Genomic DNA, 13,982 nt, shown 5'->3' with positions numbered 1-13,982 from the left:
CGCGAGCATGGAGTGGAGTACAGATGCCAGCTCTCTACGTGATGATCCCGGCCGCACTGCTGATCGTGGCCATCGCCGTGTACATTTTCTTCTGGGCAGTGGACAGCGGTCAGTACGACGACCTCGACGGCCCGGCCCACAGCATTCTGTTCGACGATCAGGACCCCAACCACACCGCTGCGGTGGACGAAGCCAACGCAGCCAAACCGAACGACAAGGCGCCGCCCCATGCTTGAATTGGCGCCCCTGCTGGTGTCGGCGCTGATCCTCGGCTTGCTCGGCGGCGGCCATTGCCTGGGAATGTGCGGCGGCTTGATGGGCGCGCTGACGCTGGCGATCCCCAAGGAACAGCGCAGCCGACGCTTTCGCTTGCTGTTGGCCTACAACCTGGGTCGAATCCTCAGTTACGCCACCGCCGGATTGCTGATCGGCCTCGCCGGTTGGGCGGTGGCGAATAGCCCGGCCGCGCTGTTCATGCGCGTGCTGGCCGGTTTGCTGTTGATCGCGATGGGCTTGTATCTGGCCGGCTGGTGGAGCGGGCTGACCCGCATCGAAAGCCTCGGTCGCGGCTTGTGGCGTTACATTCAACCGGTAGCCAACCGCTTGCTGCCGGTGTCGAGCCTGCCCCGCGCCTTGCTGCTCGGTGCGCTATGGGGCTGGCTGCCCTGCGGCCTGGTTTACAGCACGCTGCTGTGGTCGGCGAGCCAGGGCAATGCGCTGGACAGTGCGTTGTTGATGCTCGCATTCGGGCTGGGTACCTGGCCGGTGCTGCTCGCAACCGGCCTCGCCGCCGAGCGCGTCACAGCGCTGTTGCGCAAACGCAGCGTACGCATGACTGGTGGGATTTTAGTGATGCTGTTCGGCATCTGGACCCTGCCCGGCCCGCATCAGCATTGGTTGATGGGGCATTGAATTGGCGGCGCAACCTTCGCGGGCAAGCCCGCACCCGTCACACCTATCTCCCTGTTGATGCAAATCAACATGCCTGCGCGCCCTCTCCCCTAGACTCGCCAACACTGCCAGCCTACCCGGGGGAATGCCCGCATGCTCGACGCCATTCGTTGGGACACAGATCTGATCCGCCGCTACGACTTGGCGGGGCCGCGCTACACCTCGTACCCGACGGCCGTGCAATTCAACAGTCAGGTCGGCACCTTCGACCTGTTCCACGCCCTGCGCGATAGCCGCAAGGCCCAGCGCCCGTTGTCGTTGTATGTGCATGTGCCGTTCTGCGCGAACATTTGCTACTACTGCGCCTGCAACAAGGTGATCACCAAGGATCGCGGCCGCGCGCTGCCCTACCTGCAACGCCTGGAGCAGGAAATCCAGCTGATCGCCTGCCACCTCGACCCGGCGCAGAAAGTCGAGCAGTTGCACTTCGGCGGCGGCACCCCGACCTTTCTCAGCCACGACGAACTGCGCCAACTGATGGCGCACCTGCGCAAACACTTCAATTTGCTGGATGACGACTCCGGCGATTACGGCATCGAAATCGACCCGCGTGAAGCCGACTGGTCGACCATGGGCCTGCTGCGTGAACTGGGGTTCAACCGGGTCAGCATTGGCCTGCAAGACCTTGATCCGGCGGTGCAGCGGGCGGTCAATCGCCTGCAAAGCCTGGAAGAAACCCGCGCCGTGATCGACGCGGCGCGCACGTTGCAATTTCGCTCGATCAATATTGACCTGATTTACGGCTTGCCCAAGCAGACCCCGGACAACTTCGCCCGCACGGTCGAGGAAGTCATCAACCTGCAGCCGGATCGACTCTCGGTGTTCAACTACGCGCACCTGCCAGAACGCTTCATGCCCCAGCGGCGGATCAACAACAATGAGCTGCCGACCCCGACGCAAAAACTGCACATGCTCCAACGCACCATCGAGCAACTGACCGCCGCCGGTTACCGCTACATCGGCATGGACCACTTCGCCCTGCCCGACGATGAACTGGCGGTCGCCCAGGAAGAGCAAACCCTGCAACGCAATTTCCAGGGCTACACCACCCACGGACATTGCGACTTGATTGGCTTGGGCGTGTCGGCCATCAGCCAGATCGGCGATCTGTATTGCCAGAACAGCAGCGATCTCAACGAATACCAAAACACCCTCGCCGCCGCGCAATTGGCGACCAGTCGCGGACTGCTGTGCAATGCCGATGATCGGCTGCGACGTGCAGTGATTCAGCAACTGATCTGCAATTTCAACCTGGAATTCGCCGAAATCGAGCAGCAGTTCAACATCGATTTTCAGGGGTATTTCGGCGCGCTGTGGCCACAACTGCAAGGCATGGCCAACGATGGCCTGATAACGCTTGATCGCGAGCGTGTTGAGGTTCTACCGGCCGGACGCCTGCTGGTGCGCTCGGTGTGCATGGTATTCGACGCCTATCTTGAACAGCAGAACCGCCAGCGTTTTTCCCGGGTGATCTGAACCGTCGTTGATTGCGTAAACGTCTTGAAACCGATTGCTCAGGCTTCACCCGATAACACCCCGTCTGTCGCTTGCCCTGCGGCTTTATGCCCGCGGGGCAATCTCGTCACAAGCTGGCCTGAATGTCCTCCCGTGAGTTACCCTTACGGCTTATGTGTGTTTTCCCACAAGGATTAAAGAAATGTCCGAGCCAGTTAAACTGCGCGCTCACAACCAGGCTCATTGCAAGGATTGCAGCCTGGCCCCTCTATGCCTGCCACTTTCTCTGAATCTGGAAGACATGGAAGCGCTGGACGAAATCGTTAAACGCGGCCGCCCGCTGAAAAAGGGTGAGTTCCTGTTCCGCCAGGGCGACACGTTCGATTCCGTTTATGCAGTACGCTCCGGCGCCCTGAAGACTTTCAGCCTGAGCGATACCGGCGAAGAGCAACTCACCGGCTTCCACCTGCCCAGCGAACTGGTCGGCCTGTCCGGCATGGACACCGAAAAACACCCGGTTTCCGCCCAAGCCCTGGAAACCACCTCTGTCTGCGAAATCCCTTTCGAACGCCTCGACGAACTGGCCCTGCAGTTGCCGCAACTGCGCCGCCAGTTGATGCGCGTGATGAGCCGCGAAATTCGCGACGACCAGCAAATGATGTTGCTGCTGTCGAAGAAGACTGCCGACGAGCGTATTGCGACCTTCCTGGTCAACCTGTCCGCCCGCTTCCGCGCTCGCGGTTTCTCGGCCAACCAGTTCCGCTTGAGCATGTCGCGCAATGAAATCGGCAACTACCTGGGGCTGGCGGTGGAAACCGTGTCCCGGGTGTTCACCCGCTTCCAGCAAAACGAACTGATTGCCGCCGAGGGCAAAGAAATTCACATCCTCGACCCGATTCAGCTGTGTGCGCTGGCGGGTGGCTCGCTCGAAGGCTGATCTCGATCCGCGGTTGAGCGAAGCGTTTCAGCCGCGGGTATACTGCGCCGTTTGCAGCCCTGCCAGGACACCTCGACGATGGTCTTCGACTCCTTCGACATCAAATCCCTGATCCGCCCCGTGATCGACTTTCCGAAACCGGGCGTGATCTTTCGTGACATTACCCCGCTCTTCCAGTCGCCAACGGCCCTGCGTCTGGTGATGGACAGCTTCGCTCACCGCTATGTCGAAGCCGACTTCACCCACATCGGCGCGATGGATGCCCGTGGTTTTCTGATCGGTTCGGTATTGGCCTATCAGTTGAACAAGCCGCTGGTGCTGTTCCGCAAGCAAGGCAAACTGCCGGCGGACGTGCTGGCCGAGGGTTACGCGACCGAGTACGGCGAAGCGCTCCTTGAAGTGCACGCCGACAGCCTGTGTGAGGGCGATTCGGTGGTGATGTTTGACGACTTGATTGCCACCGGCGGAACGTTGATTGCCGCGGCCAATCTGATTCGCCGGATGGGCGCTCGGGTGCATGAGGCGGCGGCGATCATTGATCTGCCGGAGCTCGGTGGTTCGCAGCGTCTGGAGGACATGGGGATTCCAACGTTCTGCCTGACGCAGTTTGCCCTGACCGACAAGTAAGTAGCGCGTGTACTGACGCCTTCGCGGGCAGGCCCGCTCCCACAGTGATCTCGTTCGTTCACAAATACTGTGCACACCTAAGAAACCTGTGGGAGGGGGCTTGCCCGCGATGAGGCCGGTAGCCTCACCTACCCTTCAAAGCCCCATCTGCTTGCTGATGATCTCGTTCATCACCTCCCGCGTCCCGCCGCCAATCGACAGAATGCGGTTATCCCGATAAAGCCGCTCCACCAGACTCTCGCGCATGTAACCCAGCCCGCCGAGAATCTGCACTGCTTCGGTGGTGATTCGGTCCGAAGTGTCCGTGGCAAAGTTCTTCGCCATGGAAATCTCCTTGATCACACTCTGCCCCTCCGCCATTTTCGCCGCCTGCCGATAGGTGAACTCCCGCGAGACTTCCAGCGCCGTCGCCATCTCGGCGAGCCGGTGCTTGATCACCTGGAATTTACCGATCGGTTTGCCAAAGGCCTCACGCTCACGCGCCCACTTCAGGCTCTCTTCCAACGCCAACTGTGAAGTCATGTTGGCCATCAGCGCCAACGCCAGTCGCTCGTTCTGGAAGTTGCCCATGATGCAGGCGAAGCCCATGTTCTCGGCGCCGATCAAGTTACCGACAGGCACCCGGCAATCGTCGAAGAACAACTCAGCCGTGTCCGATGCCCACCAGCCCATTTTCTTCAGCTGTCGGCCGACGGTGAATCCCGGCGTTTGCTTCTCGACCAGCAACAGGCTGATGCCACCAAAACCCGGCGCACCGGTGCGAACCGCGACGGTGTAGAAATCGGCGCGTACGCCACTGGTGATAAAGGTTTTACTGCCGCTGACCCGGTAGAAATCACCGTCACGCACAGCGCGGGTTTGCAGGTTGGCGACGTCAGAACCGCCGCCGGGCTCGGTAACGGCCAGCGCACTGATTTTCTCGCCACGGAGCACCGGCGGCACTACGCGATCGCGCACTTGGGGACGCGCCCATTTGACGATCGGGGGCAGGCCGATATCGAGCGAGCCCAGCCCCGCCACCAGGCCGCCAGCACCGCAGCGCATCAATTCCTCACTGGCGGCAACCTTGGCGAACACATCGCCTTCATGGCTGCCACCCAGCGCTTCGGGGTAGCCGATACCAAGGATCCCGGCTGCACCGGCCTTCAGATACAACTCACGGGGGAAGCTTTCGGCTTCTTCCCACTGATCGATGTCCGGCAGGATTTCACGCTCGACGAAACGTCTGACGCTGTCGCGAACCAATTGGTGGCTGGGGTCGAAGTATTCCTGGAAGGCAGGCATCGGCAAACTCCACTGAAGGGTTGACCGACGTTAACCGAGCGCTTGCTTGGTTTTCAACAGGATTGTTTGATTCAGATAGACCGAGCCGCGCCATTCGCGAGCAAGCCCGCTGCCACAGGGGATTTGTAGCGTATACAAAACCATTGTGGCAGCGGGCTTGCTCGCGAAGGCGTCAGATCAGACAACACAAATGTCAGAGGGCGATTGGTTTACGCCCGGCAAACGAGTGCGCCAGGGTGCCGCCATCCACCAGTTCCAGCTCGCCGCCCAGCGGTACACCATGGGCAATCCGCGAAGCGATCAAGCCTTTATTGTTCAGCAACTGCGCGATGTAATGCGCCGTCGCTTCACCTTCCACCGTCGGGTTGGTGGCCAGGATCACCTCGGCAAAAGTGCCCGCCTCTTCGATCCGCGCCATCAATTGCGGAATACCGATTGCCTCAGGCCCGAGGCCGTCGAGCGGCGACAGGTGACCTTTGAGCACAAAGTAACGCCCACGGAACCCGGTCTGCTCGACCGCATAGACATCCATCGGCCCTTCCACCACGCACAACAGCGTGTCATCGCGGCGCGTATCGGCGCATTGCGGGCACAGATCGTCTTCGGTCAGCGTGCGGCACTGACGGCAGTGACCGACCCCTTCCATGGCCTGACTCAGAGATTGAGCCAGACGCAGACCGCCGCTGCGGTCACGCTCGAGCAACTGCAACGCCATGCGCTGGGCGGTTTTCTGACCCACACCCGGCAGAACGCGCAGGGAATCGATCAGTTGGCGAATCAAAGGGCTGAAGCTCATGGGTAAAAAGTCCGACAAAACAACGAGACGCGGTTTATACCCGCGCCTCTGGCCAGCGTCAAATACTCAGTCCTGGGCGACCCGCACCACCAGTTTGCCGAAGTTGCGCCCCTCCAGCAGACCGATAAACGCATCGGGCGCCTGCTCCAGGCCTTCGACCACGTCTTCACGGAATTTCACCTTGCCATCACGCACCCACGGCACCATGTGGCTGATGAATTCCGGCTGACGATCACCGTAGTCATCGAACACGATAAAGCCCTGAATCCGCACACGCTTGGTCAACAGGGTGCGTTGCAGCATCGGCAGGCGATCCGGGCCTTGCGGGGCTTCATGGGCGTTGTAGCCCGCGATCAGACCACACAGCGGAATGCGCGCCTTGGGATTAAGCAATGGCACCACGGCCTCGAACACATGCCCGCCGACATTCTCGTAATAGACATCGATACCATCGGGACAGGCCTTCGCCAGTTGCTCGGCGAAATCCGCAGCCTTGTGATCGACGCAGGCGTCGAAACCCAACGTCTCAACCACGTATTTGCACTTTTCGGCACCGCCAGCCACACCGACCGCGCGCAGACCTTTGATTTTCGCCACTTGGCCGACCACTGAGCCGACAGCCCCGGATGCCGCCGCGACCACCAGCGTCTCTCCAGCCTTTGGCTGACCGATATCCATCAGGCCCATGTACGCGGTCAACCCCGGCATACCCAGCACACCGAGGGCCATTGAAGGGCTCGGCAACCCCGCCGGGATCGGAATGATATTGCGCCCATCGCTGATGCTGTGGCTCTGCCAACCGGTAGCGCCAACGACCAGATCACCGGTGTGGAATTTGGGGTGGGTCGAACGTTCGACTCGGCTGACCGCACCACCCGTCATCACTTCACCGATTTCCACCGGCGCGGCGTAGGACGGAGCGTCGCTCATGCGCCCCCGCATGTAGGGATCAAGCGACAGGTACAGGGTTTTCAGCAACACCTGCCCGTCTTCAAGCTCTGGCAGGGCTTCGCGCTCAAGGCGAAAGTTTTCCGGGGTCGGCGCACCAACCGGGCGCGAGGCCAGGACGACACGTTGATTGAGGGTGAGAGGGTCGGACATGTCAGCGTCTCCTTTGAATGAGGAATTCGGGGATATAGGAAGCAGACCGTGGGTGGCGGTGATGGGTTCGATGTTTATTCGGATCGACCGAGTCGACTTCTTCGCGGGCAAGCCCGCTCCCACAGGGTTAACGCACTTCAAATGTGGGAGCGAGCCTGCTCGCGAAGGCGTCAGCCCTGCCACCGCAAAACAATCAGCCAGAAACAAAAATGCCAGGCGCGATGCCTGGCACTTTGTGTAGCTCATCTGTCGCGCAATGGCGAATCAGAATGGCAGTTTCATACCCGCTGGCAGGTTCATGCCGGCGGTCATGCCGCCCATTTTTTCCTGGCTGTTGGCTTCGATCTTGCGCACGGCATCATTGACGGCGGCAGCCACCACGGCTTCCAGCATCTCTTTGTCGTCTTCGCTCAGGCCTTCAACCAGGCTTGGGTCGATGCTCACGCTTTTGACGTCGTGACGACCGGTCATCACCACGGTGACCATATCGCCGCCGGCTTTGCCGGTGACTTCGGCGTTGGCCAGTTCTTCCTGCATCTTGGCCATTTTTTCCTGCATCTGCTGCGCCTGCTTCATCAGGCCGGCCATGCCACCTTTCATCATGGGAATCACCTCAAAAGTACTTGGATCAAAACAGCGCCCGGCCTTCGAGAACGAGCGCCTTCAGTTATTAGCCTTGGGCGACCAAGGCGTCGACGGGTTCAATAGTATCGTGTCGCACCACTGCGCCGAACTGCTGAACCATCTGCTGGATGAACGGATCGCCGTGGATCGACTCCTCCGCTTCGCGCTGACGGTTGGCACGGCGACGGGACGCGGCCTGGGCCGGGGTTTCCTGCTCGGGCTTGATCAGTTCGATGGTCAGGCTCAGCGTGCGACCGTGGAACTGGTTCAACGCATCGTTGAGACGACGCTGTTGAGTGGCGTTGAACAAGGCGCTGTGAGCCGGGTCCAGGTGCATCAGCCAATGATCGCCATCAACCGCGATCAGCGTGCAGTTGGCGGCGATGCTGCCCGTCATGCCGGAGATCGGCAGTTTCGGGAACAGTTCCAGCCATTGCAGCGCCAGACCGGTGGCCGGCATCGCTGCGGGCTCCGGCTCGGGTTCCGGGGCCGGTTCTGCAGCATGCTCGCTCGCCAGTTCGTCGAGATAGCTGTAAGCCGAATCCATGTCCGGCTCGATGTAATCCTCGTCCAGCGGCGGCTCGTCATCCATGTCCATGCCCGGTGTGGCGGCATCGACGTCGGCGACCGACGGCTCGGGAATCGGTACGGCGGCCCACTCCGGCGCGTCCGGTACAACGCTGTCCGGGGTGGGCAGCGGCATCGGCGGCAGATCAGGCTGCTCGGCAGCGGTTTCCAGCACGGGGTCGACCGCCGGCTGCTGAGCCGGTTCGGGTTCGGGCTCTACCGGATCGTTCCAGGGCAAGTCGACGACGGCATCGACGACGACTGGCTCGGGCTCGGGCTCGGGCACAGGATCTCGTTCTGGTTCTGGTTCTGGTTCCGGCTCAGGAGCAATCACCGGCGCTGGCTCGGGAGCCGGCGCGGGTGCAGCAACCGGCCCTGGAGCCGGCGCAATAGCCGCAACGACCACCGGCGCAGCTTTAGGCGCGGCAGCCACGGCGTTTGCGGAATCAACTGTGGCCTGGCTGATCCCCACTGGCTTTAGCGGTTGCCTCGGGGCGTCCACTGTGTCGGCGGGCCGGAAGGCCAGCATCCGCAACAACACCATTTCAAAACCACCGCGCGGATCAGGCGCCAGCGGCAAATCGCGACGGCCGATCAGGCCCATCTGGTAATAGAACTGCACGTCTTCGGCCGGCAAGGCCTGAGCCAATGCCAACACGCGATCGCGATCGCCATGGCCATTGTCGACGCCTTCGGGCAGCGCCTGAGCGATGGCGACGCGGTGCAGCACGTTGAGAATTTCCGAGAGCACGCCATTCCAGTCCGGGCCTTGCTCGGCCAGGTGGCGAACGGCTTCGAGCAACGCCTTGGCGTCACCTTCGATCAGCGAATGCAAGACGTCATAGACCTGACCATGGTCCAGTGTGCCGAGCATCGCTCGCACGTCGGTGGCCAGAACCTTGCCTTCACCAAAAGCAATGGCCTGATCGGTCAGGCTCATGGCGTCACGCATCGAACCGTCAGCGGCGCGACCGAGCAACCACAGTGCATCGTCTTCGAACGGCACGTTTTCGGCACTGAGGACGTGCGTCAAGTGCTCGACCACACGCTCAGGCGTCATGTTTTTCAGAGAGAACTGCAGGCAACGCGACAAAATCGTTGCCGGAAGTTTCTGCGGATCAGTCGTCGCCAGGATGAATTTGACGTACGGCGGCGGCTCTTCGAGGGTTTTCAGCAGCGCATTGAAGGAATGGCTGGAGAGCATGTGCACTTCGTCGATCAGGTAGACCTTGAAGCGCCCACGGCTCGGCGCGTACTGCACATTGTCGAGCAGTTCGCGGGTGTCTTCGACCTTGGTGCGGCTCGCGGCGTCGATCTCGATCAGGTCGACAAAACGGCCTTCGTCGATTTCACGACACACCGAGCACTCGCCGCAGGGGCTGGAAGTGATACCTGTCTCGCAGTTCAGGCATTTGGCAATGATCCGCGCAATCGTGGTTTTACCCACCCCGCGTGTACCGGTGAACAGGTACGCATGGTGCAGCCGCTGGCTGTCCAAGGCATTGATCAGAGCCTTGAGCACATGGGTCTGGCCGACCATTTCGCGGAACGAGCGCGGACGCCATTTACGTGCAAGAACCTGATAACTCATCGAAAACCGTCGCAACGAAGGAAGCTGAAGCGGCTAATGCTAGCGGAGCAAGGGCAAAATTGCATCCGGTGTCCTCGTCTAATGTGGCTAAGCTGCATGAGCGGAGTCTTTTATCGGCTCGGGATCGGGGAATGACCGGAGCGTTTATGCGTTGGGCCTTGGGGGCACTGCTGGGAATCAGCTTGAGCGTGACGGCAGCGCAAACACCACTGCGCTTCGCCGTGCCGGATAGCTGGGCCATGCCGATGGTGCAACTTGAACGCGGTCGTCCGACCCAGGGCATTCTGTACGACATGATGCTCAGCCTCGCGACTCAGGTCGGCGTGCCGGCAGAATTCCACGTCCTGCCCCGGACTCGCGCACAAAGCACCATGGAACACGGCGGAGTCGACGTGCGCTGCTTTGCCGCACAATCCTGGCTGCCGAATCAGTCCGGGGATTACATCTGGAGCATTCCGTTGTTTTTTCAGCGTGATTTGCTGATCAGCCGCCAGGATCAGCCTGCCCGCGTCGACACTAACCGACTGCCACGCCAATCCATCGGCACCGTGCTCGGTTACACCTACCCGACCCTGCAAAATCTGTTCGATGCTGATCGACTGCATCGCGAAGACGCCCGAAATCAGGAACAGGTACTGGAAAAACTGCTGGCCGGGCGTTACCGCTATGCCGTGAGCAATCAGTGGACGCTGGACTGGTTCAACCAACGCCTGACGCCTGAAAAGCAACTGCAAGGTGTCGCGATACTGCAGGAGCAGAGCGTGGGCTGCTATGTCAGGAATGACCCAAAGGTGCCAGTGCAGCGCGTTTTACGCACGTTGCTGAGGATGAAAATGTCGGGGGAGATTGATCAGATTATCCGGCTCTATACCGGCAACTCTGAAGTTCACCACTAAACAGCCTCCACCGCTTTTTTCCATGCCTGGACTTTTCGGGCTCAAACCTTCGCGCTGTGCATCGGAAGACCCACCGCCTTCGACAGCTCCCAGATTGTGCCTCGGTGCGTTCAACTGCACCGCTTTCGTGCCATTCCTCGCGACTCGTCTATACATAATCGCGCCCACCCGCATTTGGCACGAGCACTGCAACCCTCCCGCGTCTTCCCCTTTTCAGCAAGGACCGCCCCATGACGCAGAACGATGCCGGCAACGATTACCCCCTCAGCGAAGTCCCCATGCACGCGCGCAAAGGCCTGGCCTCGACGGCGATAGTGTTACTGGGCTTCACGTTTTTCACTGCCACCATGTTTGCCGGTGGCAAGCTCGGCGTGGCGTTCAGTTTTAGCGAGATGATGGCGGTGATCATCGTCGGCAACTTGCTGCTCGGCCTCTACGCGGCGGGCCTGGGTTACATCGCCTTCAAGAGCGGTCTCAACTCGGTGCTGATGGGCCGGTTTTGCTTCGGCGAGGTCGGCAGCAAACTCAGCGACCTGATCCTCGGTTTCACCCAAATTGGCTGGTACGCCTGGGGCACCGCGACGGCGGCGGTGGTGATTGGCAAATATTTCGATCTTGATCAAGGCACGGTGCTGGGTTTGATGGTGCTGTTCGGCCTGATGTTCTGCGCCACGGCATATGTGGGCTATCGCGGACTGGAAATTCTTTCCTACATCGCCGTGCCGGCGATGATGTTGCTGCTGTTGCTGTCGATGTGGGTGGCGACGGTGAAGGTCGGCGGTTTCGAGGGGTTGCTCAGCATCGTCCCGAGCGGCTCGATGGACTGGTCGACGGCGATCACGCTGGTGTTCGGCACCTTCGTCAGCGGCGCAACACAGGCGACCAACTGGACACGCTTCTCGCGCTCGGCAAAAGTCGCCGTACTGGCCAGCCTGATCGGTTTTTTCATCGGCAACGGCCTGATGGTGCTGATCGGTGCCTACGGCGCCATCGTCTATCAGCAGCCGGATGTGGTTGAAGTCTTGCTGCTGCAAGGCTTCGCCATGGCGGCGATGGCGATGCTGTTGCTCAACATCTGGAGCACACAGGACAACACCATCTACAACTTCGCCGTCGCCGGTTGCAACTTGCTGCGCACAGGGCGGCGCAAGACCGTGACCCTCGCCGGCGCGGTGATCGGCACCCTGCTCGCCCTGCTGGGCATGTACGACATGCTGGTGCCCTATCTGATTCTGCTCGGCACGGTGATTCCGCCGATTGGCGGGGTGATCATGGCTGACTTTTTCTACCGTTGGCGCGGACGCTATCCACGGCTGGTCGACGCACAACTGCCAGCCTTCAACTGGCCGGGGCTCGGGGCTTACGCCGTCGGCACCGTGGCCGCGTTCAGTTCGCCATGGGTCGCGCCGCTGGTCGGCATTGCCGCTGCCGCGCTAACGTATGTCATCGTTACCGGCCTGCTCGGCGCCCGCCGCGCCAGCGCGCCACTACAAGACCTATAAAAGGATAAGCCTGATGCTCATCATCAATGCCCGATTGCGCAACCAGGAAGGTTTGCACCAATTGCACCTCGAAAACGGGCTGATCCACAGCATCACCCGCCAGACAGAAGCCCCGTCCTTGGGCCTCGACGACCTCGACGCCGGCGGCAACCTGGTGGTGCCGCCCTTCGTCGAGCCGCACATTCACCTCGACGCCACCCTCACCGCTGGCGAGCCGCGCTGGAACATGAGCGGCACGCTGTTCGAAGGCATCGAGTGCTGGGGCGAGCGCAAGGTCACCATCACCGAAGAAGACACCAAGACCCGCGCCAAGAAAACCATTCAGGCACTGGCCGCCCACGGCATTCAACACGTACGCACCCACGTCGACGTCACCGACCCGCAACTCACCGCACTCAAGGCCATGCTCGAAGTGCGCGAAGAGAGCCGTCACCTCATCGACCTGCAAATCGTCGCGTTCCCGCAGGAAGGCATCGAGTCGTTCCGCAACGGTCGCGAGTTGATGGAAGAAGCCATCCGCATGGGCGCGGACGTGGTCGGTGGGATTCCACATTTTGAATACACCCGCGATCAGGGCGTCAGTTCGGTGAAGTTCCTGATGGACCTGGCCGAGCGCACCGGTTGTCTGGTCGACGTGCACTGCGACGAAACCGACGACCCGCACTCACGCTTTCTCGAAGTGCTTGCCGAAGAAGCGCGCAGCCGTGACATGGGCGCCCTCGTCACCGCCAGCCACACCACCGCGATGGGCTCCTACGACAACGCCTACTGCGCCAAACTGTTCCGCCTGCTCGGCCATTCCGGGATCAGTTTTGTTTCGTGCCCGACCGAAAGCATTCACCTGCAAGGCCGTTTCGACAACTTCCCGAAACGCCGTGGCGTGACCCGCGTCAACGAGTTGCTGGAGGCCGGCATGAACGTGTGCTTCGGCCAGGACTCCATCGTCGATCCGTGGTACCCACTGGGCAACGGCAACATCCTGCGCGTGCTTGAAGCGGGGCTGCACATCTGCCACATGCTCGGTTACCGCAACCTGCAAAGTGCGCTGGATCTGGTGACGGACAACAGCGCCAAAGCCATGCATCTGGGCGAGCGTTATGGCCTTGAGCCGGGGCGCCCGGCGAACCTGTTGATCCTTTCGGCGGACAGTGATTACGAAGTGATTCGTAGCCAGGGTCTGCCGCTGTATTCGATTCGCGGCGCCAAGGTATTGATGAAGCGGCAGATGCCGGTGGTGGAATTCAGCGCCTGAGCGGCTGAAAAATGCCCTCGACTGCCCAGCAAAGCATGCTCTGTGCTGGGCTAGCTGATGGCACATCGCCAAGAAATATTTCGCATTACTTTCCCGGAGCCCCCATAAAACGGGGCCCTCACCGTATGTGCGCAACTTTTTGCGCAACTTTTTACGTTTAACATCCAGCTCCCATCTGCGTCCCCCCTACACAGATGCACTACGCCCATGGATTACCGGCGCTGTCTCAAGGAGTCTGAGATGTTCAACCTGGCTAACGAAACCCACTTCAGTCTCAAGGTCGAAGACTACGTGGGCGACCTGCAAGTGCTGTCGTTTGTCGGCACCGAAGGCATCAGCCAGCCGTATCGTTTCGACCTCGAACTGGTCAGCGAAAACCCCGATCTGGACCTGGAAAAA

The 13,982-nt window shown here is 60.7% G+C and carries 14 protein-coding genes; 9 read left to right on the top strand and 5 right to left on the bottom strand.

The window, feature by feature from the left end:
- Nucleotides 1–23: 23 nt before the first annotated feature.
- From ccoS to K5E40_RS26195, 5 genes are all read left to right on the top strand, one after another.
- Nucleotides 24–236: a cbb3-type cytochrome oxidase assembly protein CcoS gene (ccoS, locus tag K5E40_RS26215; protein WP_221733282.1), complete on the top strand. Its 213-nt coding sequence runs from the start codon at nt 24–26 to the stop codon at nt 234–236.
- Entirely contained in the window at nt 229–912 is a 684-nt protein-coding gene (locus K5E40_RS26210; RefSeq protein WP_221733281.1) for a sulfite exporter TauE/SafE family protein, read from the top strand. Before ccoS ends, K5E40_RS26210 begins: the two co-directional genes overlap by 8 nt.
- A gap of 132 nt (nt 913–1,044) precedes the next feature.
- Complete coding sequence (gene hemN, locus K5E40_RS26205; protein ID WP_221733280.1) at nt 1,045–2,427, top strand: oxygen-independent coproporphyrinogen III oxidase; 1,383 nt, start codon at nt 1,045–1,047, stop codon at nt 2,425–2,427.
- A 181-nt stretch (nt 2,428–2,608) separates the two neighbouring features.
- Nucleotides 2,609–3,343 carry a fumarate/nitrate reduction transcriptional regulator Fnr gene (gene fnr, locus K5E40_RS26200; RefSeq protein WP_221733279.1) on the top strand — a complete coding sequence of 245 codons (735 nt, stop codon included), beginning with the start codon at nt 2,609–2,611 and terminating at the stop codon, nt 3,341–3,343.
- A 78-nt stretch (nt 3,344–3,421) separates the two neighbouring features.
- Nucleotides 3,422–3,970 (top strand): adenine phosphoribosyltransferase, encoded by a 549-nt coding sequence (locus K5E40_RS26195; RefSeq protein WP_221733278.1) that lies wholly within the window; start codon nt 3,422–3,424, stop codon nt 3,968–3,970.
- A 135-nt stretch (nt 3,971–4,105) separates the two neighbouring features.
- Here K5E40_RS26195 and K5E40_RS26190 read toward each other — a convergent pair whose 3' ends face one another.
- The 5 genes from K5E40_RS26190 to dnaX form a co-directional block, all read right to left on the bottom strand.
- Nucleotides 4,106–5,254, bottom strand: coding sequence for an acyl-CoA dehydrogenase family protein (locus K5E40_RS26190; protein ID WP_221733277.1), 1,149 nt, complete (start codon nt 5,252–5,254; stop codon nt 4,106–4,108).
- Nucleotides 5,255–5,447: 193 nt separating this feature from the next.
- Nucleotides 5,448–6,050: a recombination mediator RecR gene (recR, locus tag K5E40_RS26185; protein WP_221733276.1), complete on the bottom strand. Its 603-nt coding sequence runs from the start codon at nt 6,048–6,050 to the stop codon at nt 5,448–5,450.
- A gap of 66 nt (nt 6,051–6,116) precedes the next feature.
- Nucleotides 6,117–7,151, bottom strand: coding sequence for an NADP-dependent oxidoreductase (locus K5E40_RS26180; RefSeq protein ID WP_221733275.1), 1,035 nt, complete (start codon nt 7,149–7,151; stop codon nt 6,117–6,119).
- A gap of 264 nt (nt 7,152–7,415) precedes the next feature.
- On the bottom strand, nt 7,416–7,754 hold the full coding sequence (locus K5E40_RS26175; RefSeq protein ID WP_042558527.1) for a YbaB/EbfC family nucleoid-associated protein: 339 nt from the start codon (nt 7,752–7,754) through the stop codon (nt 7,416–7,418).
- 67 nt (nt 7,755–7,821) lie between these two features.
- Nucleotides 7,822–9,933 carry a DNA polymerase III subunit gamma/tau gene (dnaX, locus tag K5E40_RS26170; protein ID WP_221733274.1) on the bottom strand — a complete coding sequence of 704 codons (2,112 nt, stop codon included), beginning with the start codon at nt 9,931–9,933 and terminating at the stop codon, nt 7,822–7,824.
- A 146-nt stretch (nt 9,934–10,079) separates the two neighbouring features.
- Here dnaX and K5E40_RS26165 point away from each other — a divergent pair, with 146 nt between their 5' ends.
- The 4 genes from K5E40_RS26165 to K5E40_RS35770 form a co-directional block, all read left to right on the top strand.
- The gene (locus K5E40_RS26165) at nt 10,080–10,829 is read left to right on the top strand and encodes an ABC transporter substrate-binding protein (protein WP_221733311.1); all 750 of its coding nucleotides are present in this window, start codon (nt 10,080–10,082) and stop codon (nt 10,827–10,829) included.
- A 230-nt stretch (nt 10,830–11,059) separates the two neighbouring features.
- Entirely contained in the window at nt 11,060–12,331 is a 1,272-nt protein-coding gene (codB, locus tag K5E40_RS26160) for a cytosine permease (protein ID WP_221733273.1), read from the top strand.
- A gap of 13 nt (nt 12,332–12,344) precedes the next feature.
- Nucleotides 12,345–13,583, top strand: coding sequence for a cytosine deaminase (gene codA / locus K5E40_RS26155; RefSeq protein ID WP_221733272.1), 1,239 nt, complete (start codon nt 12,345–12,347; stop codon nt 13,581–13,583).
- Between the two features lie 240 nt (nt 13,584–13,823).
- Nucleotides 13,824–13,982 (top strand): hypothetical protein (locus K5E40_RS35770; RefSeq protein ID WP_409339151.1); only part of this gene is annotated, 159 nt, incomplete at its 3' end.

This window comes from Pseudomonas baetica (assembly GCF_019733355.1).
In the GTDB taxonomy this organism is placed as follows: domain Bacteria; phylum Pseudomonadota; class Gammaproteobacteria; order Pseudomonadales; family Pseudomonadaceae; genus Aquipseudomonas; species Aquipseudomonas baetica_A.
The sequence above is the reverse complement of the archived record's forward strand: the minus strand, read 5'-3'. Positions and strand labels throughout refer to the sequence as shown.

Excerpts from the sequence above, each read along its gene's own strand:
- ccoS (WP_221733282.1), top strand. The coding sequence starts at position 24 with ATGCCAGCTCTCTACGTGATGATCCCGGCCGCACTGCTGATCGTGGCC.
- K5E40_RS26195 (WP_221733278.1), top strand. The coding sequence starts at position 3,422 with ATGGTCTTCGACTCCTTCGACATCAAATCCCTGATCCGCCCCGTGATC.
- recR (WP_221733276.1), bottom strand. The coding sequence starts at position 6,050 with ATGAGCTTCAGCCCTTTGATTCGCCAACTGATCGATTCCCTGCGCGTT.
- codB (WP_221733273.1), top strand. The coding sequence starts at position 11,060 with ATGACGCAGAACGATGCCGGCAACGATTACCCCCTCAGCGAAGTCCCC.
- codA (WP_221733272.1), top strand. The coding sequence starts at position 12,345 with ATGCTCATCATCAATGCCCGATTGCGCAACCAGGAAGGTTTGCACCAA.
- dnaX (WP_221733274.1), bottom strand. The coding sequence starts at position 9,933 with ATGAGTTATCAGGTTCTTGCACGTAAATGGCGTCCGCGCTCGTTCCGC.
- K5E40_RS26175 (WP_042558527.1), bottom strand. The coding sequence starts at position 7,754 with ATGATGAAAGGTGGCATGGCCGGCCTGATGAAGCAGGCGCAGCAGATG.
- fnr (WP_221733279.1), top strand. The coding sequence starts at position 2,609 with ATGTCCGAGCCAGTTAAACTGCGCGCTCACAACCAGGCTCATTGCAAG.
- K5E40_RS26190 (WP_221733277.1), bottom strand. The coding sequence starts at position 5,254 with ATGCCTGCCTTCCAGGAATACTTCGACCCCAGCCACCAATTGGTTCGC.
- K5E40_RS26180 (WP_221733275.1), bottom strand. The coding sequence starts at position 7,151 with ATGTCCGACCCTCTCACCCTCAATCAACGTGTCGTCCTGGCCTCGCGC.
- hemN (WP_221733280.1), top strand. The coding sequence starts at position 1,045 with ATGCTCGACGCCATTCGTTGGGACACAGATCTGATCCGCCGCTACGAC.
- K5E40_RS26165 (WP_221733311.1), top strand. The coding sequence starts at position 10,080 with ATGCGTTGGGCCTTGGGGGCACTGCTGGGAATCAGCTTGAGCGTGACG.
- K5E40_RS26210 (WP_221733281.1), top strand. The coding sequence starts at position 229 with ATGCTTGAATTGGCGCCCCTGCTGGTGTCGGCGCTGATCCTCGGCTTG.